Genomic DNA, 21,248 nt, shown 5'->3' on the forward strand with positions numbered 1-21,248 from the left:
GCGATCCTCCGCCATTGCTGCTCCATAACGGAACAGCCGGCCTTCGTCAGTCCAGGTTCGGCCGTAACCAGCGTTCCGCCGTATCCAGGTCGACGCCGCGCCGCGCCGCATAGTCGACCAGTTGGTCGCGACCGACCCGCGCCACCCCGAAATAGGCGCTGTCCGGATGCCCGAAATAGAAACCGGACACCGCCGCAGTCGGCAGCATCGCAAAGCTTTCGGTCAGCGTGATTCCGGTTGCCTGTGAAGCCTGCAGCAGGTCGAACAGGATCGGTTTCAGGCTATGGTCCGGACAGGCGGGGTAACCGGGCGCCGGGCGGATGCCACGATACTGCTCCTTCACCAGCGCCTCGTTGGTCAACTGCTCGCCCGCGGCATAGCCCCACAGGTCGGCGCGGACATACAGATGTAGCCGCTCGGCAAACGCCTCCGCCAACCGGTCGGCCAGCGCTTTCAGCAGGATATCCTGATAATCGTCGTGGTTCGCCTTGAACCCGGCCAGATGCTCCTCGATCCCGTGCCCCGCCGTCACCGCAAAGCCGCCGATCCAATCGCCCGCCGGATCGATGAAATCGGCCAGACACATGTTGGCGCGACCCTCGCGCTTGCGGATCTGCTGGCGCAGCATCGGCAGCGCAATCTCGCCATCGTCGGTCCGCACCAGGATATCGTCGCCCTCGCGCCGGCATGGCCACAGCGCGGCGACACCCCGTGCCGTCAGCCACTTCTCGCCGATGACCCGGTCCAGCATCGCCTGCGCATCCTCCCACAGGCCGCGCGCGCTTTCCCCCACGATCGGGTCGGACAGGATCGCCGGATAATTGCCGGCAAGCTCCCACGCACGGAAGAAGGGCGTCCAGTCGATATAGTCCCGCAGATCCTCCAGCGGCCATTCCGGAAAGACATGCGTGCCCGGCCTGTTCGGCGCGGCCGGCTTCTGCGCGAAATCGGCCGCGAAGCCATTGTCCCGCGCCTCGTCCAGCGGCGCCAGGTCGCTTTGCCCCTTGTTGGCACGCGCCACCCGCACCGCTTCATATTCGGCGGCCGTCCGCGCCACGAACCCGTCGCGCTGGGTATCGGACATCAGGGTCGACGCGACGCCCACCGCGCGCGATGCATCCAGCACATGCACCACCGGCCCTGCATATTTCGGCGCGATCCGGAGGGCGGTATGCACCTTCGACGTGGTCGCCCCACCGATCAGCAGCGGCATCGTCATGTTGCTGCGCGCCATCTCGGCGGCAACCGTCACCATCTCGTCCAACGATGGCGTGATCAGGCCGGACAGCCCGATCATGTCGGCATCATTGTCGGCCGCCGCCTTCAGGATCTCCGTCCACGGCACCATCACGCCCATGTCGATCACTTCATAGCCGTTGCATTGCAACACCACGCCGACGATGTTCTTGCCGATGTCATGCACGTCGCCCTTGACGGTCGCCATGATGATCCGGCCCTTGGCGCGCGTGCCCGGCTCCTTCTGCGCCTCGATGAACGGCAGCAGATGGGCGACCGCCTTTTTCATCACCCGCGCGGATTTCACGACCTGCGGCAGGAACATCTTGCCCGATCCGAACAGGTCGCCGACGACGTTCATCCCGTCCATCAACGGCCCTTCGATCACCTCGATCGGCCGCGGATAAAGCTGTCGCGCTTCCTCGGTATCCTCCACGACATGCGCGTCGATCCCCTTGACCAGCGCATGTTCCAGCCGTTTCACCACATCCCAGCCGCGCCATTCCGCCGCCGCCTTTTCCGCCACCGCGTCGGTCCCGCGATATTTCTCGGCCAGCGTGATCATCCGCTCGGTCGCATCCTCGCGCCGGTCCCAGATGACGTCCTCGCACGCCTCGCGCAGCTCGGGATCGATCGCGTCGTACACGTCAAGCTGCCCGGCATTGACGATGCCCATGTCCATGCCCGCCTGGATCGCATGGTACAGGAACACCGAATGCATCGCCCGCCGCACCGGTTCGTTGCCGCGGAACGAGAAGCTCAGATTGGAGACACCACCGGAAATGTGAGCATGCGGGCACCGCACCCGGATGTCGCGGCACGCCTCGATGAAATCGATCGCATAGCGGCGATGCTCGTCAATGCCGGTCGCAATCGCAAAGATGTTCGGATCGAAGATGATGTCCTGCGGATCGAACCCGATCCCCACCAGCAGGTCATAGGCGCGTCCGCAAATCTCGACCTTGCGCGCGCGGGTGTCCGCCTGTCCGACCTCGTCGAACGCCATGACGACGACGGCCGCACCATAAGCCATCACCTTCCGCGCATATTTCAGGAACTCGGCCTCGCCCTCCTTCATGCTGATCGAATTGACGATCGGCTTGCCGGACACGCATTTCAGCCCGGCCTCGATCACGGTCCATTTGGAACTGTCGACCATCACGGGCACGCGCGCGATATCGGGCTCGGCCGCGATCAGCTTCAGAAAGGTGGTCATCGCCACCTCCGCGTCCAGCAGGCCCTCGTCCATGTTGACGTCTACGACCTGCGCGCCCGCCTCCACCTGCTGCCGCGCCACCTCGACCGCGGCGGGATAGTCGCCCGCCATGATCAGCTTCTTGAACTTCGCCGACCCCGTCACATTGGTCCGCTCGCCGATATTGACGAAGTTGGCGGTCGACACCGCCGGGGTCTCGTCATCGGGAAGCAGGGAAGCGGTCGCCACGTTCATTCTACCTTCAATCCAGTACCGGCCGCGCAGGCGGGGTCCAATTCCAACCGTCGATCTGGCCCCCCGCCTGCGCGGGAGAGCGGACTTATGCCGCCAATACCATCGGATCCAGGCCCGCCAGCGTCGTCTTCACCGCCAGCACCGGCACCGGCCGCGGCCTGTGTCCTTGCACCGCCTTCGCCATCGCCGCGATATGCCCCGGCGTCGAACCGCAACATCCGCCGACGACATTGACCAGCTGCCCCTCCGCCCATTCGCGGATGAAACCGCCCGTCGTCTCCGGCTGCTCGTCATATTCGCCGAGATCATTGGGCAGCCCGGCATTGGGATAGACCATCACCAGCGCATCGGCGATCCCCGACAGCACCTGTACATGCGGCCGCAGCAGGTCCGCCCCGAATGCGCAGTTGAGCCCGATCGTCAGCGGCCGAGCATGCCGCACCGTATACCAGAATGCCTCGACCGAATGGCCCGACAGGTTGCGCCCCGACATGTCGGTGATCGTCATCGAGATCATCACCGGCACCTCAGTCTCCCGCGCCTCCGCCACCTCGATCACCGCCATGATCGCCGCCTTCGCGTTCAGCGTGTCGAAGATCGTCTCGATCAGGATGAAATCGCAGCCGCCATCCAGCAGCGCCGCCGCCTGATCGGCATAGACCGCCTTCATCGTGTCGAAATCGACCGCACGGAAACCCGGATCGTTGACGTCCGGCGACAGCGACAATGTCTTGTTGGTCGGCCCGATCGCCCCGGCCACGAACCGCGGCCGCCCGTCACGCGCCTGATACTCATCCGCCGCCACCCGCGCGATCCGTGCCGCCGCCAGGTTCATGTCCCGGACCAAGTGGACCGCGCCATAATCCTCCTGGCTGATCAGGTTGGCATTGAACGTGTTGGTCGACACGATGTCCGATCCCGCATCCAGATAGGCGCGCGTGATCGCATCGATCACATCGGCGCGCGTCAGCACCAGCAGGTCGTTATTTCCCTTCTGGTCGAGCGCGAGATCATACCCCCCGCGATAATCCGTTTCCTGCAACCCATAGCCCTGGATCATCGTCCCGAACGCGCCATCGGTGATCAGCACGCGGTCGGCGGCCTGTTCGCGGAACCGGGCGGCGGCGGCAGAGGGCTTCATAGTCGTTTCCAATGGTAAAGGGCTGACATCCCGGCCTGTCCCCCGGCGGGAGGATCAGGCCGCCTGCTCCAGCGCCACAGTTCCTGTTCCCGGCCGCTTGCCGAGCAGATGGCAGATCGCATAGGCCAGTTCGGCCCGGTTGAGCGTGTAGAAGTGAAATTCCCGCACCCCGCCCGCATACAGCTTGCGGCACATCTCGGCCGCCACCGTCGCCGCCACCAGCTGCCGCGTCGCGGGATGATCGTCCAGCCCGTCGAACAGCCGGTCCATCCACGCCGGGATCTCCGCGCCGCACATCGCGGCGAACTTGCGCGTCTGCGCCACGTTCGACACCGGCAGGATGCCCGGCACGATATCCGCGCTGATCCCCGCCGCCGCCGCGCGGTCGCGAAACCGGAAATAGGCTTCGGGGGAGAAGAAGAATTGCGTGATCGCGCGGGTCGCGCCGGAATCGATCTTGCGCTTCAGGTTCAGGATGTCGGTATCGGCGCACGTCGCCTCCGGATGCATCTCAGGATAGGCCGCGACCGAAATCTCGAACGGTGCGATCCCGCGCAACCCCTCCACCAGTTCGGCCGCCGATCGGTAGCCGTCGGCATGCGGCGCGAACCGTTCGCCCTCCCGCGGCGGATCGCCGCGCAGTGCCACGATATGGCGCACGCCCGCCGCCCAATAGGCCCGCGCCACCTCGGCAATTTCGTCGCGCGATGCGTCGACGCAGGTCAGGTGCGCGGCCGCCGGCACGTCGGTTTCCGCGGCGATCCGCGCCACCGTCGCGTGCGTGCGCTCGCGCGTCGACCCGCCGGCGCCGTACGTGACCGACACGAATTCCGGTTTCAACGGCGCCAGCGTCTGGATCGCCTGCCACATCGTCTGTTCCATCTTCTCGCTTTTGGGCGGAAAGAATTCGAACGACACCTTCGCATCGCCCGCGACATCCGCGAACAGCGGCGCGTCCAGCGCGCGCCGCGCTTCTTCCAGTTCGGCGACCGACATCGTCATGCGGCGATCCTCTTCGATAGGGGCCCGGCACCCTTGCGCCCCAGCCACAATTTCACCGTCAGCGCACCACCGGCCAATTCCTGCACTTCGTCCAGGATCAACCCGGCGTCGCCGAACCATGCCTGCACCTGCGCATCGTCAAACCCCAGCCGGACATGCGCCGCCCGCTGCCGCAATTCCTCGCGCTCGTGCCGCGCGAAATCGACGATCAGCAAGCGTCCGCCACGCACCAGCAGCCGTGCCGCCTCCGCAATTGCCGCCGCCGGCTGCTGCGCATAATGCAGGACCTGATGCAGCACCGCGGTATCCGCCGATCCGGGTGGCAGCGGCAGCGCATACATGTCACCCTGGCGCAGTTCGACCGACGCCAGCCCGGCGTCCGACAATTTCGACCGCGCCATGCGCAGCATCTCCGGGCTTCGGTCGACACCCAAAGCCTGGTTCGCCAACGGCGCAAGCAATTCGATCATCCGCCCGGTCCCGGTGCCGATATCCACCAGCCGCCCGACCATGCCCGCGGACAGCATCGCGACCGTCGCCGCCTCGACCTCGCTCTCCGCCACATGCAGCGACCGGATCGCATCCCATTCCGCCGCGTGATCCGCGAACCATGCTTCCGCCGCCGCCGCGCGATCGGCCCGCACCGCGGTCAACCGATCACGATCGGCACGCGCCTCATGGTCCTCCGGCCGCCGCCAGCCATCGGCCGCTGCCAGCAACGGTTCGACCCGCACGCGGTCACCCAGCCCCACGAAAACCCAGGCGCCTTCCTTGCGTCGATCCGCCAGCCCGACGTCGGTCAGGATCTTCACATGACGCGACACCCGCGGCTGGCTTTGCCCCAGCACCTGCGCCAGTTCTCCGACCGAAAGTTCCATCGCGCGCAACAACGCCATGATCCGCAACCGCGTCGGGTCCGCCAGCGCGCGGAAGATGTCGATCAACGGTGCCATGTCGATATAAGGACATAAAGATGTCTTTATATGAATGCAAGCGACTTGTGTGGGTTGGGGTGCTGTGGCACGCGCCGGTCTTGCCCGCGGGCACTGTGCAATACGGGATATGAAGATGCGGATAATGGCAACGGTCTGTGTGGCCGCGCTGCTCGGCGGCAATGGTGCGGCACAGGCACAGACGCCGGCATCTCCCCCCGTCTCGGCGCCCACGCCGGCACAGCCCGGACCGACGTCCCCGGCACCGACCGCCGCCGCCGCGGAGCCCGGCTTCTTGACCGACGGGCTTGGCGATCCCGCGCCCGAACCGCGCGACCGGTATGAAAAACTCAATCGCGGTATCTGGGACTTCAACCAGGTGGTCGATCGCATCCTGCTGAAACCCGTATCGTCGGGCTATCGCAAGATCGTGCCGCGCATCCTGCGCAGCGGCATCAGCCATGTCTTCAACAATCTCGGCGAACCCTGGTCGTTCGTCAACAACCTGCTTCAGGGCAAGCCGAAACGCGCGCTCAACAATCTGGGCCGCTTCGTGGTCAACACCACCATCGGCGTCGGCGGGCTGGTCGATCACGCCAGCAAGATCGGCATCGCGCCACGGCCGGAGGATTTCGGCCAGACGCTGGCAGTCTGGGGCGTGAAGAGCAGCGCCTACGTCGTCCTGCCGGTGCTCGGCCCCTCGACGGTGCGCGACGGCGTCGGCACGGGCGTATCGTTCGTAGCCGACCCGTACCAGATCGCGCTCAACCAGAGCGACCTGTCGGTCTGGACGAAACGCGGGATCGCCGCCCTGTCGGTCGTCAGCATCCGCGCCGATCTGACCGAAAGCGGCGCCGACGAGTTCCTCGCCTCCAGTCTTGATCCCTATGCCAGCGCGCGCTCCGCATTCCTGCAACGGCGTGCCGCCGCGATCGCCAATCAGGAGGATGATGCGCTGGACGACGCTGGACCTGGCATGGGCGCCGACACCGGCGGAACCGATCCGGCCATTGCCGATCCGTCTACCTCGACCACAGCGCCCGAAACGCCCGCAGCCGCGCCAGCGTCGGAACCGCAAGCCCCGCCGACGCCGACACCCAGCGCCATCGCAAACCCGCCGGCGGCATCGCCGCGGCTCGCCTATCTGCTCGATTGACCAACCCGAAGGAAGGATTCTCATGAAGAAGCTCACGACCGTCTCACTGGCCCTGATCGTGGCTGCCGGCCTGTCCGCATGCAGCGCAAAGACGCAGAACGAGGCCAGCCAGGCCACCGACGCCGCATCCGCCGATATCAACGCCACCGCATCCGAAGCCGTCGCGGACACGTCGAATGCGCTTGATGCCGCCGGCAGCAGCATCGAGAATGGCGCCGCCGCGCTTGGCAGCGCGACCGAAAACACGCTGGATGCCGCGGGCCGGGAAGCCGACAAGACCGGCGCGGCACTGGAAAATGGCGCCAAGGCCGTCGACAACAGCATGTAATCAGGCGCCGACCGCGTCGCGCTTGCGACGCGGTCGGCCGGCATCACCGCACGGCGATCCGCTGCCGCCCATCCACAAGCTCGGGTCGCCAGTCGATCAGCGTATCGATGCCGACATAATCCAGCTTCGGTGCGCTGGCGGCCGCTTTTGCGGTGCCGCTGTCCTGGCCGCTCTCCCAGGCCGCCAGTTCGCGGCGATACTGATCGTAACCCCGATAGACATCCAGGAACGGCGCCTCCAGCCGCGCCAGCGCCGCACCGGCAAAGGGCAGGAACCCGGCCGGATCAATCGTCCGCGCCTCTGCCAGGATGCTGGTCGCAACCGCGCAGAAGCCGGGCTTTGCCGGCGGCAGTGCAAAGAAATTATAGACCCGCGTCGCCGCGATATCCTGTGCCGTCTGCCAGTCCGATCCGCCCGCCACCCGGAACCTTGCCTGCACCGCGTCATACGCCTTGGCGAGCACCGCCTTCTGCCGGCGCAGCATCGCATTATAGTCGGCGGCCAGCACCGCCTCATCCGGTCCACGGCATGCCAGTACCGCGACGTTCAATGCCGACCGGACATGCCACCCCGCCTGCTCCGGCGTCAGCGCGCTGTTGATCGTGCGATAATGCCCGTCCGCATCGATCGGCGGGACGGACAGCCGTTCCGGTATGCCCGCCGGCAATTCCGGACGCGAAGCCTTCGCCTCTGGCGGCGCGGTGACGTGCAGCGATGGCACTGGCGTCCGCGTGGCACAGCCGCCGAGCGCCATCAGCGCGCCGATGACGGTCCCGGCCAGCCGGACCGATCTCTTGCCTGTCGCCGTCACTGCCGCTCGCCCCTTTGATCGCCGGTCACGGAGGGAACAGTCCGGAACCGCAAAAGACCAACCATTTCCGGTGAATACCGTCCGGCTGTGTCGCCGCGGCGACAGGTTCCGCAGCGGCCAGTCACCCATATGCAAGAAGGGCCGGGGTTCGCACCCCGGCCCTTCCTGTCGTTCGGTCTGTTCGGCTGACTTAGAAGTCCATGCCGCCCATGCCGCCCATTCCACCCATGCCGCCGCCCATGCCGCCGCCAGCAGAGGCCTGCTTGTCTTCCGGCGCATCGGACACGGCCGCTTCGGTCGTGATCAGCAGGCCGGCGACCGAGGCCGCATCCTGAAGCGCGGTCCGGACGACCTTGGTCGGGTCGATGACACCGGCCTGGACCAGGTTTTCATACACGTCGGTCGACGCGTTGAAGCCCATGGTCTCGTCATTCTCGCGCAGCAGGTTGCCGGCGACGACGGCGCCGTCGAAGCCCGCATTCTGCGCGATCTGACGCAGCGGTGCCTGCAGCGCGCGACGGATGATGTCGATGCCGCGGGTCTGGTCGTCGTTGATGCCCTTGACGCCTTCCAGCACCTTGGTCGCATACAGCAGCGCGGTGCCGCCACCGGGGACGATGCCCTCTTCGACGGCTGCGCGGGTCGCGTGCAGCGCGTCATCGACGCGATCCTTGCGCTCCTTCACCTCGACCTCGGTCGAACCACCAACCTTGATCACGGCTACGCCGCCGGCGAGCTTGGCGAGACGCTCCTGGAGCTTCTCCTTGTCATAGTCGCTGGTGGTGTTCTCGATCTGGCGACGGATCGCATCGACGCGGCCCTTGATCGACTCATGGTCGCCCGCACCATCGACGATGGTGGTGTTGTCCTTGTCGATCGTGACGCGCTTGGCGGTGCCGAGCATGTCGATCGTGACATTCTCCAGCTTGATGCCGAGATCCTCGGAAATCATCTCGCCCTTCGTCAGGATCGCGATGTCTTCCAGCATCGCCTTGCGACGATCGCCGAAGCCCGGAGCCTTGACCGCTGCGACCTTCAGGCCGCCGCGCAGCTTGTTGACCACCAGCGTGGCGAGCGCTTCGCCCTCGATATCCTCGGCGATGATCAGCAGCGGACGACCGGACTGGACGACGGCTTCCAGGATCGGGAGCATCGCCTGCAGGTTCGACAGCTTCTTCTCGTGGATCAGGATGAAGGGATCCTGAAGCTCGGCCACCATCTTCTCGGGATTGGTGATGAAGTAGGGCGACAGATAGCCGCGATCGAACTGCATGCCTTCGACGACGTCCAGCTCGAATTCGAGACCCTTGGCCTCTTCGACCGTGATGACGCCTTCCTTGCCGACCTTGTCCATCGCTTCGGCGATCTTCTGGCCGACGACGGTGTCGCCATTGGCGGAGATGATGCCGACCTGGGCGACTTCATGGCTGCCAGCGACCGGCTTCGAACGCGCCTTCAGGTCCTCGACGACCTTGCCGACCGCCAGGTCGATCCCGCGCTTCAGGTCCATCGGGTTCATGCCCGCGGCGACCGACTTCATGCCTTCGCGCACGATGGCCTGGGCCAGCACGGTCGCGGTGGTGGTGCCGTCGCCGGCGATATCGTTGGTCTTGGACGCGACTTCGCGCAGCATCTGCGCGCCCATATTCTCGAACTTGTCCTTCAGTTCGATTTCCTTGGCGACGGTGACGCCGTCCTTGGTGATGCGCGGCGCGCCGAACGACTTGTCGATGACGACGTTGCGGCCCTTCGGCCCCAGCGTGACCTTGACCGCGTCGGCCAGGATGTCGACGCCGCGCAGGATGCGCTCACGGGCGTCGCGGGAAAATTTGACGTCTTTGGCTGCCATGATGGCTACCCTTTCCTAGGAAGTTGACGAAGTTGTCTTGTGAAACGACCGCGAAAATCGTGGCTCAGCCAACGATCCCGAGAATGTCGCTTTCCTTCATGATCAGCAGGTCCTGGCCGTCGACCTTGACCTCGGTGCCCGACCATTTGCCGAACAGGATCCGGTCACCGGCCTTGACGTCCAGCGGCGTGATCTTGCCCTCATCGGACCGCAGCCCGGTGCCGGCGGCGACGACTTCGCCTTCCTGCGGCTTTTCCTTGGCGCTGTCCGGGATGATGATCCCGCCGGCGGTCTTTTCCTCGGCTTCAATGCGCTTGACGAGCACGCGGTCGTGCAACGGACGGAAAGTCATGGCTCTGCCTCCTGTTCGAGTGCCGCGGCGACCGGATCGTAAGTCCGGCCTGCCCCCGCACCACATAGGGTGAATTATGTTGGCACTCACCAATGTCGAGTGCCAGCAACAGCCATATGGTCCGATCCGCCGCCCGGTCAAGCACGTACCCGCGATCTTTTTCGATCGCGTGACAGAGCGGTGGCGCAGTGGGTCAGACAGGGGCGGACCTCGATTGCTTCCGGTCGACGACCACATTTCGACAAACGGACTAGCCACGCCGGGCCGGACCCGATAGCCGCGAAGGGAAGGCCCTCTCGAAAGTCCGACCATGCGCATTCTCCGCGGCTTCTGGAAACTGCTCGTCGCGATCAAGGACGGGCTCGTCCTGCTGCTGATGCTGCTGTTCTTCGGTGCGCTGTTCGCCGGGCTTTCGACCGGGTCCAACCCGCGCGTGCCCAGCAACGGGGTCATGACCGTTACGCTCGACGGTCCGCTGGTGGAACAGCCTTCGGACGTGGATGCCTTTGCCGCGGTCGCCGGCACCGGCCAGATTCGCCGCGAATACCGCCTGCGGGACGTCACCCGTGCGATCGCGGGGGCGGCCGGCGATGCCAACGTCAAGGGGCTGGTCCTCGATCTCGATCGCTTTGCCGGCGGTGGCCAGGCCGCGCTCGCCACCATCGGCGAGGCGATGGACCGCGTCCGCCGCGCCGGCAAGCCGGTGCTGGTCTATGCCAACGGCTATTCCGACGACAGCTACCAGCTGGCGGCGCACGCCTCCGAAATCTGGCTGGACCCGATGGGCGCGGTCATGCTGACCGGGCCAGGCGGGTCGCGGCTCTATTACAAGGGCCTGCTCGACAAGATCGGCGTGACGCCGAAGGTCTACCGCGTCGGCGAATTCAAATCGGCGGTCGAACCCTATATCCGCACCGATCAGTCACCGGCCGCGCGCGCCGCGAACCAGGCACTGGCCGACGCGCTGTGGGGCAGCTGGACGCAGGAGGTCGGTCAGGCCCGGCCGAAAGCGCAGCTGGCCACGTACATCGCCCGTCCGGAACAGGCGGCGGAGGCCGCGGGCGGCGACATGGCCAAGGCCGCGCTGGATGCCGGCATGGTCGACCGGATCGGGGATCGCGTCGCCTTCGGCCGCCGCGTGGCGCAGGCCGCCGGCGTCGGTATCGGCGACGACAAGCTGCCCGGTTCCTATCAGGAAATTCCGTTCACGGGCTGGATCGCCGGCCATCCCGAAAAATCGACCGGAACCGCAATCGGCGTGGTCACCATCGCAGGTGAGATTGTCGACGGCAAGGCCGGCCCCGGCACCGCCGCCGGGACGACCATCTCCGAACTGATCCTGAAGGAACTCGCCAAGGGCAGGATCAAGGCGCTGGTCGTCCGCGTCGATAGCCCCGGCGGCTCCGTCTCCGCATCGGAGCAGATCCGTCAGGCGATCGTCGAGGCGCGGCGGCAGAAGCTGCCGATCGTCGTGTCGATGGGGAATGTCGCCGCGTCGGGCGGCTATTGGGTGTCGACGCCCGCCACCCGGATCTTTGCCGAACCCTCCACCATCACGGGATCGATCGGTGTGTTCGGTATCATCCCGACCTTCCAGGATGCGCTGGCCAAGGTCGGCCTGTCGGCGGACGGCGTCGCCACCACCCCGTTGTCGGGCCAGCCCGACGTGCTGCGCGGGACCAGCCCGCAGTTCGACCGGCTGGTGCAGTTGGGGATCGAAAATATCTATCGTCGCTTCACCGGCCTGGTCGCGGTGTCGCGCAAGCTGCCGCAGGCGCGCGTCGATCAGATCGGACAGGGCCGGGTGTGGGCCGGCGGCGTCGCACGCCAGATCGGGCTGGTGGACCAGTTTGGCGGGCTGGACGACGCGGTTGCCTATGCCGCCCGTTCCGCCGGGCTCGATCCCGCCAAGACCTATCCGCTGTTCATCGAACGCGAACCGAGCCCGTTCAAGAAGCTGTTGGCCGACACCTTCCGCAAGGAAAATGAGGGCGATCAGGCCAGCATCGATCCGTGGACCCGGCTGGCGACCAGCCCCGAACGCCTGCTGGGTCAGGCGATCGGCGATGCCCGCCGCATCGCCGCCGGACCCGCCATCCAGGTCCGCTGCCTGGAATGCCCCGCCGACCCCGCCACCCTGCCGCCGCAGGACGCCACGCTGGCCAAGCTGATCCTGGCGAAGCTTGGCCTGTAAACCCGTCCGTCACACTGGCCGTGCCGCCAGCGATGTAACGGCGCCCGCGCACGAAAAACACCGCTCTGTCGCGGCGGCGGCCGGATCAGCGTTGCCGGCATTTCAGCACAGCGTCAGATGCGGGATCTCGTGAAGGCCGGCGCCATGTCCCGCGACACACGACGGATATGGACGGCATGAGCACCCGCCGAAATGCTACCGTACCCAGACGGCACCACCCAACATGGCCCTTTCGTCGGGCATCGCCAGCAAATAGATCGCGATCGCTGCCCAGAAAACAACATTGAGCAACAACAATCGATAGAATCCGGCCTTGCGCATCGTCCGGCTCCTCACTGCCTTGGGCGTTGGGGTAACGGGCGTGCTGTGATGTGTTGCCATGGCCTTGCTCATAATCTGCCGAACGCAAATTGATACCGCAAGTTCCTGATTTCAATCGCATACATGGATCAACACCCCTGGCTGTCGGCGGGCCGCAGTCACGTCCGGAGCAGCGCGTACGCCTTCCGTGATCCGGCCGGCACATCAAGCCGTCGCCCCTCGCGACCGTCGGCAGGATCGGAACACCACGCCGTCATTCGCGGTGTTCAGCAACCAGATCCTTACGGCCCCCGGTCCGCTTCCCCCAATCGCGGCGGCGCGTTATCTCCGGTATCCCGGCAGCGCCAGCCCCCGTGCGATCGCCGCCGCGCGCAGGACGAAACCCGCCCCCGCCGCCAGCACGGCCGCCACCCAGAACGGCACGCCCGACAGGGTGAGCAGGACAAACAGCACCGATGCCAGCGCCGCCGCGGTCACGTAGATTTCCGGCCGCAGGATGATCGACGGCTCACCCGCCAATATGTCGCGGATCACCCCGCCCATGCACGCGGTCACGATCCCCATCACGGCGGCGGGCAACGGCGGCACCCCGTGGTTCAGCGCCTTTGCCGCGCCATAGACGGCATAGGCCGCCAGACCGACTGCATCGAACCAGTCGAGGGCCTTCGGACTCCAGATCCGCTGCGGCGTGAACCACACCAGCACCGCCACGCCGAGGCACACGCCGATCGCGCGCGCATCCTGCATCCAGAACACCGGCGCGCCGATCAACAGGTCGCGCACCGTTCCCCCGCCCGTCCCCGTGACCGCCGCGAAGAAGGCAAAGGTCACCAGCGTCTGCCGCCGCGCCGCCGCCGCCAGCGCACCCGACGCCGCGAACACCGCCAGCCCCGCCAGATCGAGCGCGGTGAAGGCGGAGGTCGGAAGGATCGGCGTCATGCCCGCCCGATACCGTGCATCCCTGGCGACGCCTACCACCAAAGGGATACATCGCAACCGCAGCCGGCAATGCGCTGGCGGCGCGATTCGGCGCAGCGACTTCGACCCGCGCGCCGCGGTTCAACCGGCGCATCCGGTCAGCGGCGGCGTCAGAATGCGAACGAGGCCAGGATCACGACGCCGGTCTGCGGCTCCTCCTTGTACCGGATCTCGGTTTCGCCGGTCGGCAGCGGGCCGTTGGCCTTGAGTCCGTCGCCCAGGATCCGGGTGTTCGGATCCACGATCATGCCGATGCCGATGTTGAAGCTTTCGCTGCCGGTTCCTTTGCGGAAGCCGATCATCGCACCCAGCGCGACCGCCTCGATGATCTCGTCCGTGCCGGGCTGCAACGCCATGAACGGACCAAACCCGACATCCCCGACCGGCAGACCCAGGACGGGTTGCTGGTTCTTGAAGAAATAATGCGACTCCAGCATCAGCCGCGCCCGGCTGTTATCGGAATCCTTGACGCGGACGATCCCGTTGACCAGTTCGGCCTCCGACACCCGGTCGTTGCTGCCGATATCGATGGTCAGCGAGATGCCGACACCGAATTCCAGCCCGCCGAACTTCTGACGTCCATTATCCTCGGCCGCGGCCGCAATATCCTTGGCCAGCACCTTTTCATCAATGGGTGCGGGTGCGGGTGCGGGTGCGGGTGCGGGTGCTGCTGCGGCCGGCGGTTGGGGCGCGGTCTGTGCGGCCACGCCGGTGGCTCCCAGTCCGGTGCTCGCCAGTCCGATGCCGGCCGCACAGCCCAGTGTCAGCCACCGTCCAACCGCCTGTCCCATGTCTTCCCCCGCCTGCTTCCGGAGGACAGCGTGCCGGCGAGTGCAGATCGTGGGAAGGAAGACCTGATCCGTTTCGGGCAGGACAGTCGGCTATCCCGTCCGAACCGGACCGACCGGGTGCTTACATGTGGATCGGCTTGCCCGTCACCGCCATCGCCGCTTCCTTCAGCGCCTCCGAATGCGTCGGGTGCGCGTGGCAGGTGTACGCGATGTCCTCGCTGGTCGCGCCGAACTCCATCGCCTGCGCCGCCTGCCCGATCAGCACGCCGGCCAGCGAGGACACGATGTGCACGCCCAGCACGCGGTCGGTCTTGGCGTCCGCGATCACCTTAACGAAGCCGTCAGTGTCGCGGTTCGTCTTGGCACGGCTGTTGGCCAGGAACGGGAACTTGCCGATCCTGATCTCGGTCCCGCCCTCGCGCAGCGCTTCCTCGGTCTGGCCGACGCTCGCATATTCGGGATGGGTGTAGACCACGCTCGGGATCACCGCATGGTTCACGATCCCGGTCTGGCCCGCGATGTTCTCGGCGACCGCGATCCCCTCATCTTCCGCCTTGTGCGCCAGCATCGGCCCCGGCGTCACATCGCCAATCGCCCAGATACCCGGCACCGACGTGCGGAAATCATGGTCGACTTCGATCTGGCCGCGGCCATTCTGCTGCAACCCGGCCTGATCGAGCGCCAGGCCCTCGACATTCGGCTTGCGCCCGATCGCAAGCAACACGACGTCCGCCTCGATCGTTTCGCTGGCCCCGCCCGTGGCCGGTTCGACGATGATCGTGGCCCCGGCCTCGCCCACGGCAACCTCCGTCACCTTGGTCGACGTGCGCAGGGTAAAGCCCTGCTTCTTGAACAGCTTGTTCGCTTCCTTGCGGACGTCGCCGTCCATGCCGGGCAGGATCTGGTCGAGATATTCGACCACCGTCACCTCGGCACCCAGCCGCTTCCACACGGAACCCAGTTCCAGGCCGATCACGCCGCCGCCGATCACCACCAGATGTTTCGGCACCTTCGCCAGCGCCAGCGCGCCGGTCGAGTCGACCACAACCGTCTGATCGACCGTGACGCCCGGCAACGGCGTCACCGACGATCCGGTCGCGATCACGATGTTCTTCGCACGGACCGTGCGCCCGCCGACCGCAACGCTGTCGGCCCCCGTAAATGCCGCGCGGCCCTTCAGCCATTCGACCTTGTTCTTGCGGAACAGCCCCTCGATCCCGCCGGTCAGCTCCTTGACCGCCTTCGCCTTCTCGGCGTGCATCTGATCCAGGTTCAGCGAGGCGCCCGCAATGTCGATGCCGAACTTCGCCAGCGCGCCCGAGGACGCCTCCTGGAACAGTTCCGACGCGTGCAGCATCGCCTTCGACGGGATGCAGCCGACATTCAGGCAGGTGCCGCCCAGCGTCTCCCGGCTCTCTGCGCACGCGGTCTTCAGCCCCAGCTGCGCCGCACGGATCGCGGCGACGTAGCCGCCCGGACCGGCACCGATGACGAGGACGTCGAAATCATAATCAGCCATGATGCTTCTCACTGGTAATTGCGCGGCGGCCGGTCGGCGACTTGGCGATCGCCTACAGGTCGATCAGCAGCCGGGTGGGATCCTCGATCGCATTCTTGATCGCGACCAGGAAGGTGACGGCTTCGCGCCCATCGATCAGCCGGTGATCGTAGCTAAGCGCCAGATACATCATCGGCCGTGCCACGATCTGCCCGTTCAGGACCACCGGGCGCTCCTCGATCCGGTGCAGGCCCAACACCGCCGACTGCGGGGGGTTGATGATCGGGGTGGACATCAGCGATCCGAACACGCCGCCGTTTGAGATGGTGAAGGTGCCGCCCTTCATCTCGTCCATCTTGAGCGACCCGTCCTTGGCGCGCTTGCCGAAATCCCCGATCGTCTTCTCGATACCCGCGACCGACAGTTGCTGCGCATCGCGGATTACCGGAACGACCAACCCGTTCGGAGCGGACACCGCGACCGACACGTCGACATAGTCGCGGTACACGATCTCGTCACCCTCGATCGAGGCGTTGACCGACGGCACGTCGCGCAGCGCCTGCACCGCCGCCTTCACGAAGAAGCCCATGAAGCCCAGCCGGACATCATGCTTCTTCTCGAACAGATCCTTGTACTTCGCGCGCGCGGCCATGACATTCGTCATGTCGACGTCGTTGAACGTCGTCAGCATCGCGGCGGTGTTCTGCGCTTCCTTCAGGCGCCGTGCCACGGTCTGGCGCAGGCGGGTCATGCGGACCCGTTCTTCCTTGCGGCCGCCCGCATGCGACACCGCGGGCGCGGCCGGCGCGGACACTGCCGGCGCGGATACCGTCGGGGCCGGCTTGGCGGCGGCGGCCTGAACATCCTGCTTGGTCACGCGACCGTCGCGGCCGGACCCGGCCACCGTCGACGGGTCGATACCGGTTTCCTGCACCGCGCGGCGGGCGGACGGCGACAGCGCATCATTCTGTGCCGCAGGGGCGGCGGCAGGTGCGGCCGCCGGCTCGGGCGGGGCGGCCCGCTCCGCTTGTGCCACCGCCGTCTTGTTTTCCGGCGCCGGCGTGGCCGACGTCGATGCCGAACCGGACTCGATCAGCGCGATCACCGCCCCGACCAGCACCGTATCGCCCTCGGCCACCGCCTGCTCACCCATGACGCCCTCAACCGGTGACGGCACGTCGACCGCGACCTTGTCGGTTTCCAGGCTGGCGATCGGTTCGTCGGCCTTCACCGCCTCGCCCGGCTTCTTCAGCCACTGGCCCAGTGTCGCCTCGGTGATCGATTCACCCAGCGTGGGCACGGTTACTTCGGTCGCCATCTCAGTTCACCTTCGTTTCATGGCCGAGCGCGTCGGCAACGAGCGCCGCCTGCTGGGCGGCATGATTACGGGCCAGGCCCGTCGCGGTCGCGGCCGATGCCTTGCGGCCGGCATAGACCGGACGCAGCGTCTTGCCGGCGTCCTTCAACGCGTCCTCGATCAGGCTCTCCACGAAGAACCATGATCCGTTGTTGCGCGGTTCCTCCTGCGCCCAGACCACCGTTTCCAGGTTGGTCAGGCCGTGCAGCCGCTTGACCAGCGCGTCCGACGGGAACGGATAGACCTGCTCGATCCGGACGATCGTGGTCGTCTTGTCACCGGCTGCGTCGCGCGCCTCGGCCAGATCATAGAACACCTTGCCCGAACACAGCACCAGCCGCTTCACGTCCTGATCGGCGGGGGCGTTCGGATCGGACAGGATCCGGCGGAAATGACTGTCGCCGGTGAAGTCGGCCACGCTCGACACCGCCGATTTGTGCCGCAGCAACGACTTGGGGGTCATGATGATCAACGGCTTGCGGAAATTGCGCAGCATCTGCCGCCGCAGGATGTGGAAATAATTGGCCGGCGTGGTGCAGTTGGCGACCTGGATATTATCCTCGGCACAGAGCTGCAGATAGCGCTCCATCCGCGCGGAACTATGCTCCGGCCCCTGCCCTTCATAGCCATGCGGCAACAGCATCACCAAACCGTTGGCGCGCAGCCACTTGGCCTCGCCCGCGGCGATGAACTGATCGATGATGACCTGCGCGCCATTGGCAAAATCGCCGAACTGCGCTTCCCACAGCACCAGCGTGTTCGGCGCCTGTCCCGCATAGCCATATTCGAAACCCAGCACGCCGAATTCCGACAGCGGACTGTCGAGCACCTGGAACTTGCGGTTCATCGCCGCCAGCGGAATGAACTTGTGCCCGTCCTTCTGATCGACCCAGACGGCATGCCGCTGGCTGAACGTACCGCGGCCGACATCCTGGCCCGACAGCCGCACGCCATAATCGTCCTGCAACAACGATCCGAACGCCAGCGCCTCCGCCGTCGCCCAGTCGATGCCCTCGCCCGATGCGAACATCTGCTTCTTCGCATCCAGGATGCGCGCCAGCGTCTTGTGGATCGTCAGGTCGGCGGGCGGACTGGTCAGCACCGTTGCCAATGCGTCGACCCGGTCCTTGGGAATGCCGGTGGCCGCCGCGCGGCGTTCGGTGATCTTCTCGCGCGGCGCGGCGAATCCGCTCCACACACCTTCGAACCAGTCGGCCTTGTTGACCTTGTAACCCTTGGCAGCGTCGAAATCGGCTTCCAGTGTCTGAACGAAGGTGGACACCGTCTCGTCGACCCACGCATCGTCGACCACGCCCTCCGCCTTCAACCGCGCGGCGTAGACCGACGATACCGGGGGATGCGATCGGATCGCGTCATACATCAGCGGCTGCGTGAAGCCCGGCTCGTCGCCCTCATTATGGCCGAAGCGGCGATAGCACCACATATCGACCACCACGTCGCGCTTGAACGCGTGGCGGAACTCGGTCGCCAGCCGCGTCGCGAACGCCACCGCTTCCGGATCGTCGCCGTTCACATGCAGGATCGGCGCCTGCACCATCTTGGCAATGTCCGACGGATAGGGCGAGGAGCGCGCAAATTGCGGGCTGGTGGTGAACCCGACCTGATTGTTGATGACGAAATGGATGGTGCCGCCGGTCGAATAGCCGACCAGCCCGGAAAAGCCGAAGCATTCCATGATGATGCCCTGCCCCGCAAAGGCGGCATCGCCGTGCAGCAGCACCGGCAGCACCTTGCTGCGCTCCAGATCGTCCATCGCATTCTGCTTGGCGCGCGCCTTGCCGAGCACGACGGGATCGACCGCCTCCAGATGCGACGGATTGGGCGCCAGCGACAGGTGGACCCGGTTGCCGTCGAATTCACGGTCGGTCGACGTGCCGAGATGATATTTGACGTCGCCCGACCCGCCGACATCCTCCGGATTGGCGGATCCGCCGGCAAATTCCGAGAAGATCGCCCGGTACGGCTTCTGCATGACGTTGGCGAGGACGTTCAGCCGGCCGCGATGCGCCATGCCGATCACGATCTCGCTGACGCCCACCGCGCCGCCATATTTGATGACATTTTCCAGCGCGGGAATCATCGATTCGCCGCCGTCCAGGCCGAAGCGCTTGGTGCCGACATATTTGCGGCCCAGGAACTTCTCCCACTGCTCGGCCTCGATGACCTTCGACAGGATCGCCTTCTTGCCCGCGGGGCTGAAGCTGATCGCCTTGTCGCGCCCTTCCATGCGCTCCTGCAGGAAACGGCGCTCCTCGATGTCGCCGATATGCATATATTCCAGGCCGACATGCCCGCAATAATTGCGGCGCAGGATGTCGACGATTTCCCGCACCGTCGCCCGCTCCAGCCCCAGCGTCCCGCCCAGGTGGACGGTACGATCGAGATCTGCGGCGGCGAAGCCGTGATATTCCGGGCTGAGGTCGGCCGGCAGATCGCGGCGCGCGAGGCCCAGCGGATCCAGCTCGGCCGCCAGATGCCCGCGCACGCGGTAGGTGCGGATCAGGATCATCGCGCGGATGGAGTCGCCCACCGCCTGCTTCAGGTCGGCATCGGACACCCCGCCGGATGGCGCCGGCGCAGCGACCGCGGCGGGCTTGCCGCCCTTGGCCGGCTTCGGCGCGGGCTGCATCTGCGTCGGATCCAGCCCGGCCGTCAGCGCATCGGTTTCGGTCGGCGGCCAGTTGCGCCGTGCCCAGCTCGGACCGGAAACCGTCGTTTCCAGCCCCGCGAAATAGGTGCGCCAACCGGCGTCGACCGCATCCGGCGACTCCTGATAACGGCGGTAGAGCGCCTCCACGAAAGACGGGCTCACGCCCTCCACTTCGGCTACATCCACGGCATCATATCCCACTTGGGTCTTCCCATCTTCCGCCTGCCGACGCCGGCGGTGCGGTGCATATAGGCGCCGCGCCGCTGCGTTTCAGCCCGTCATTCAGCCCTTCAGCAACGCTGCCAGGGTGGTGCCCAGTTCCGACGGGCTCGCGGCCACCCGGATCCCGGCCGCTTCCATCGCCGCGATCTTGTCCTCGGCGCCGCCCTTGCCACCCGACACGATCGCACCGGCATGGCCCATGCGGCGGCCGGGAGGCGCGCTGCGGCCCGCGATGAAGCCGGCCATCGGCTTCTTGCGGCCGCGCTTGGCCTCATCGATCAGGAACTGCGCGGCTTCTTCCTCGGCCGACCCGCCGATCTCGCCGATCATGATGATCGACTGGGTCTCGTCGTCCGCCAGGAACAGTTCCAGCACGTCGATGAAGTTGGTGCCGTTGACCGGATCGCCGCCGATGCCGACCGCGGTCGTCTGGCCCAGCCCCTCGTTGGTGGTCTGGAACACCGCCTCATAGGTGAGCGTACCCGACCGCGACACCACGCCGACCGACCCCTTGGAGAAGATCGAACCCGGCATGATGCCGATCTTGCATTCGTTCGGGGTCAGCACGCCGGGGCAGTTCGGCCCGATCAGCCGCGACGACGATCCCTGCAACGCCCGCTTCACGCGCACCATGTCCAGCACCGGAATGCCCTCGGTGATGCACACGATCAACGGCACCTTGGCGTCGATCGCCTCCAGAATGGAGTCCGCGGCGAAGGGCGGCGGAACATAGACCACGGTCGCATCCGCCTGCGTCTTCTGCACGGCTTCGGCGACCGAATCGAAGATCGGCAGGCCGATATGCGTGGTCCCGCCCTTCCCCGGCGTCACTCCGCCCACCATCTGCGTACCGTACGCCAGCGCCTGTTCCGTGTGGAACGTGCCGGTATTGCCGGTCATGCCCTGGGTGATCACCCGGGTATTCTTATTGACGAGGATGCTCATTGGTCCTGCCGTCC

At 66.1% G+C, this 21,248-nt stretch carries 17 protein-coding genes; 3 read left to right on the top strand and 14 right to left on the bottom strand.

Annotated elements, in window-relative coordinates:
• Positions 1-46 precede the first annotated feature (46 nt).
• The 4 genes from metH to VF649_RS14155 form a co-directional block, all read right to left on the bottom strand.
• Entirely contained in the window at positions 47-2,686 is a 2,640-nt protein-coding gene (metH, locus tag VF649_RS14140; protein WP_414713689.1) for a methionine synthase, read from the bottom strand.
• 85 nt (positions 2,687-2,771) lie between these two features.
• Positions 2,772-3,827 carry a homocysteine S-methyltransferase family protein gene (locus VF649_RS14145; RefSeq protein WP_331012604.1) on the bottom strand — a complete coding sequence of 352 codons (1,056 nt, stop codon included), beginning with the start codon at positions 3,825-3,827 and terminating at the stop codon, positions 2,772-2,774.
• Between the two features lie 54 nt (positions 3,828-3,881).
• Entirely contained in the window at positions 3,882-4,829 is a 948-nt protein-coding gene (gene metF, locus VF649_RS14150) for a methylenetetrahydrofolate reductase (RefSeq protein WP_331012605.1), read from the bottom strand.
• Positions 4,826-5,782: a metalloregulator ArsR/SmtB family transcription factor gene (locus tag VF649_RS14155; RefSeq protein ID WP_331012606.1), complete on the bottom strand. Its 957-nt coding sequence runs from the start codon at positions 5,780-5,782 to the stop codon at positions 4,826-4,828. Before VF649_RS14155 ends, metF begins: the two co-directional genes overlap by 4 nt.
• Before the next feature lie 124 nt (positions 5,783-5,906).
• On the opposite strand from VF649_RS14155, the gene VF649_RS14160 reads away from it, so the two are divergent.
• Positions 5,907-6,917 carry a VacJ family lipoprotein gene (locus VF649_RS14160; RefSeq protein WP_331012607.1) on the top strand — a complete coding sequence of 337 codons (1,011 nt, stop codon included), beginning with the start codon at positions 5,907-5,909 and terminating at the stop codon, positions 6,915-6,917.
• Between the two features lie 22 nt (positions 6,918-6,939).
• Positions 6,940-7,245 carry a hypothetical protein gene (locus VF649_RS14165; protein WP_331012608.1) on the top strand — a complete coding sequence of 102 codons (306 nt, stop codon included), beginning with the start codon at positions 6,940-6,942 and terminating at the stop codon, positions 7,243-7,245.
• Positions 7,246-7,288: 43 nt separating this feature from the next.
• Here VF649_RS14165 and VF649_RS14170 read toward each other — a convergent pair whose 3' ends face one another.
• The 3 genes from VF649_RS14170 to groES form a co-directional block, all read right to left on the bottom strand.
• Positions 7,289-8,056, bottom strand: a complete 768-nt coding sequence (locus VF649_RS14170) for a hypothetical protein (protein ID WP_331012609.1) — start codon at positions 8,054-8,056, stop codon at positions 7,289-7,291.
• Positions 8,057-8,246: 190 nt separating this feature from the next.
• Entirely contained in the window at positions 8,247-9,905 is a 1,659-nt protein-coding gene (groL, locus tag VF649_RS14175) for a chaperonin GroEL (RefSeq protein WP_331012610.1), read from the bottom strand.
• Positions 9,906-9,969: 64 nt separating this feature from the next.
• On the bottom strand, positions 9,970-10,257 hold the full coding sequence (gene groES, locus VF649_RS14180; RefSeq protein WP_331012611.1) for a co-chaperone GroES: 288 nt from the start codon (positions 10,255-10,257) through the stop codon (positions 9,970-9,972).
• Between the two features lie 310 nt (positions 10,258-10,567).
• On the opposite strand from groES, the gene sppA reads away from it, so the two are divergent.
• On the top strand, positions 10,568-12,451 hold the full coding sequence (gene sppA, locus VF649_RS14185; RefSeq protein ID WP_331012612.1) for a signal peptide peptidase SppA: 1,884 nt from the start codon (positions 10,568-10,570) through the stop codon (positions 12,449-12,451).
• Between the two features lie 195 nt (positions 12,452-12,646).
• Here the strand turns inward: sppA and VF649_RS14190 are convergent, their stop codons facing one another.
• The 7 genes from VF649_RS14190 to sucD form a co-directional block, all read right to left on the bottom strand.
• The gene (locus VF649_RS14190) at positions 12,647-12,772 is read right to left on the bottom strand and encodes a hypothetical protein (protein WP_331012613.1); all 126 of its coding nucleotides are present in this window, start codon (positions 12,770-12,772) and stop codon (positions 12,647-12,649) included.
• 321 nt (positions 12,773-13,093) lie between these two features.
• Positions 13,094-13,711, bottom strand: a complete 618-nt coding sequence (locus tag VF649_RS14195; protein WP_331012614.1) for a trimeric intracellular cation channel family protein — start codon at positions 13,709-13,711, stop codon at positions 13,094-13,096.
• Between the two features lie 149 nt (positions 13,712-13,860).
• Positions 13,861-14,541, bottom strand: a complete 681-nt coding sequence (locus tag VF649_RS14200) for a hypothetical protein (RefSeq protein WP_331012615.1) — start codon at positions 14,539-14,541, stop codon at positions 13,861-13,863.
• A gap of 121 nt (positions 14,542-14,662) precedes the next feature.
• Entirely contained in the window at positions 14,663-16,060 is a 1,398-nt protein-coding gene (gene lpdA / locus VF649_RS14205) for a dihydrolipoyl dehydrogenase (protein ID WP_331012616.1), read from the bottom strand.
• A 52-nt stretch (positions 16,061-16,112) separates the two neighbouring features.
• Complete coding sequence (gene odhB, locus VF649_RS14210) at positions 16,113-17,357, bottom strand: 2-oxoglutarate dehydrogenase complex dihydrolipoyllysine-residue succinyltransferase (protein WP_331012617.1); 1,245 nt, start codon at positions 17,355-17,357, stop codon at positions 16,113-16,115.
• A 1-nt stretch (position 17,358) separates the two neighbouring features.
• Entirely contained in the window at positions 17,359-20,268 is a 2,910-nt protein-coding gene (locus VF649_RS14215; RefSeq protein ID WP_331012618.1) for a 2-oxoglutarate dehydrogenase E1 component, read from the bottom strand.
• Between the two features lie 81 nt (positions 20,269-20,349).
• Complete coding sequence (gene sucD / locus VF649_RS14220; protein WP_331012619.1) at positions 20,350-21,234, bottom strand: succinate--CoA ligase subunit alpha; 885 nt, start codon at positions 21,232-21,234, stop codon at positions 20,350-20,352.
• Positions 21,235-21,248: the final 14 nt, after the last annotated feature.

Origin of the sequence: Sphingomonas sp., from assembly GCF_036387535.1 — a bacterium.
GTDB lineage: Bacteria > Pseudomonadota > Alphaproteobacteria > Sphingomonadales > Sphingomonadaceae > Sphingomonas_R.

Bases quoted from the DNA above. Each gene is read 5' to 3' on its own strand.
- groL (WP_331012610.1), bottom strand. From the start codon at position 9,905: ATGGCAGCCAAAGACGTCAAATTTTCCCGCGACGCCCGTGAGCGCATC.
- VF649_RS14195 (WP_331012614.1), bottom strand. From the start codon at position 13,711: ATGACGCCGATCCTTCCGACCTCCGCCTTCACCGCGCTCGATCTGGCG.
- sppA (WP_331012612.1), top strand. From the start codon at position 10,568: ATGCGCATTCTCCGCGGCTTCTGGAAACTGCTCGTCGCGATCAAGGAC.
- VF649_RS14165 (WP_331012608.1), top strand. From the start codon at position 6,940: ATGAAGAAGCTCACGACCGTCTCACTGGCCCTGATCGTGGCTGCCGGC.
- odhB (WP_331012617.1), bottom strand. From the start codon at position 17,357: ATGGCGACCGAAGTAACCGTGCCCACGCTGGGTGAATCGATCACCGAG.
- metF (WP_331012605.1), bottom strand. From the start codon at position 4,829: ATGACGATGTCGGTCGCCGAACTGGAAGAAGCGCGGCGCGCGCTGGAC.
- lpdA (WP_331012616.1), bottom strand. From the start codon at position 16,060: ATGGCTGATTATGATTTCGACGTCCTCGTCATCGGTGCCGGTCCGGGC.
- VF649_RS14160 (WP_331012607.1), top strand. From the start codon at position 5,907: ATGGCAACGGTCTGTGTGGCCGCGCTGCTCGGCGGCAATGGTGCGGCA.
- VF649_RS14155 (WP_331012606.1), bottom strand. From the start codon at position 5,782: ATGGCACCGTTGATCGACATCTTCCGCGCGCTGGCGGACCCGACGCGG.
- groES (WP_331012611.1), bottom strand. From the start codon at position 10,257: ATGACTTTCCGTCCGTTGCACGACCGCGTGCTCGTCAAGCGCATTGAA.
- metH (WP_414713689.1), bottom strand. From the start codon at position 2,686: ATGAACGTGGCGACCGCTTCCCTGCTTCCCGATGACGAGACCCCGGCG.
- VF649_RS14145 (WP_331012604.1), bottom strand. From the start codon at position 3,827: ATGAAGCCCTCTGCCGCCGCCGCCCGGTTCCGCGAACAGGCCGCCGAC.
- VF649_RS14190 (WP_331012613.1), bottom strand. From the start codon at position 12,772: ATGCGCAAGGCCGGATTCTATCGATTGTTGTTGCTCAATGTTGTTTTC.
- sucD (WP_331012619.1), bottom strand. From the start codon at position 21,234: ATGAGCATCCTCGTCAATAAGAATACCCGGGTGATCACCCAGGGCATG.
- VF649_RS14200 (WP_331012615.1), bottom strand. From the start codon at position 14,541: ATGGGACAGGCGGTTGGACGGTGGCTGACACTGGGCTGTGCGGCCGGC.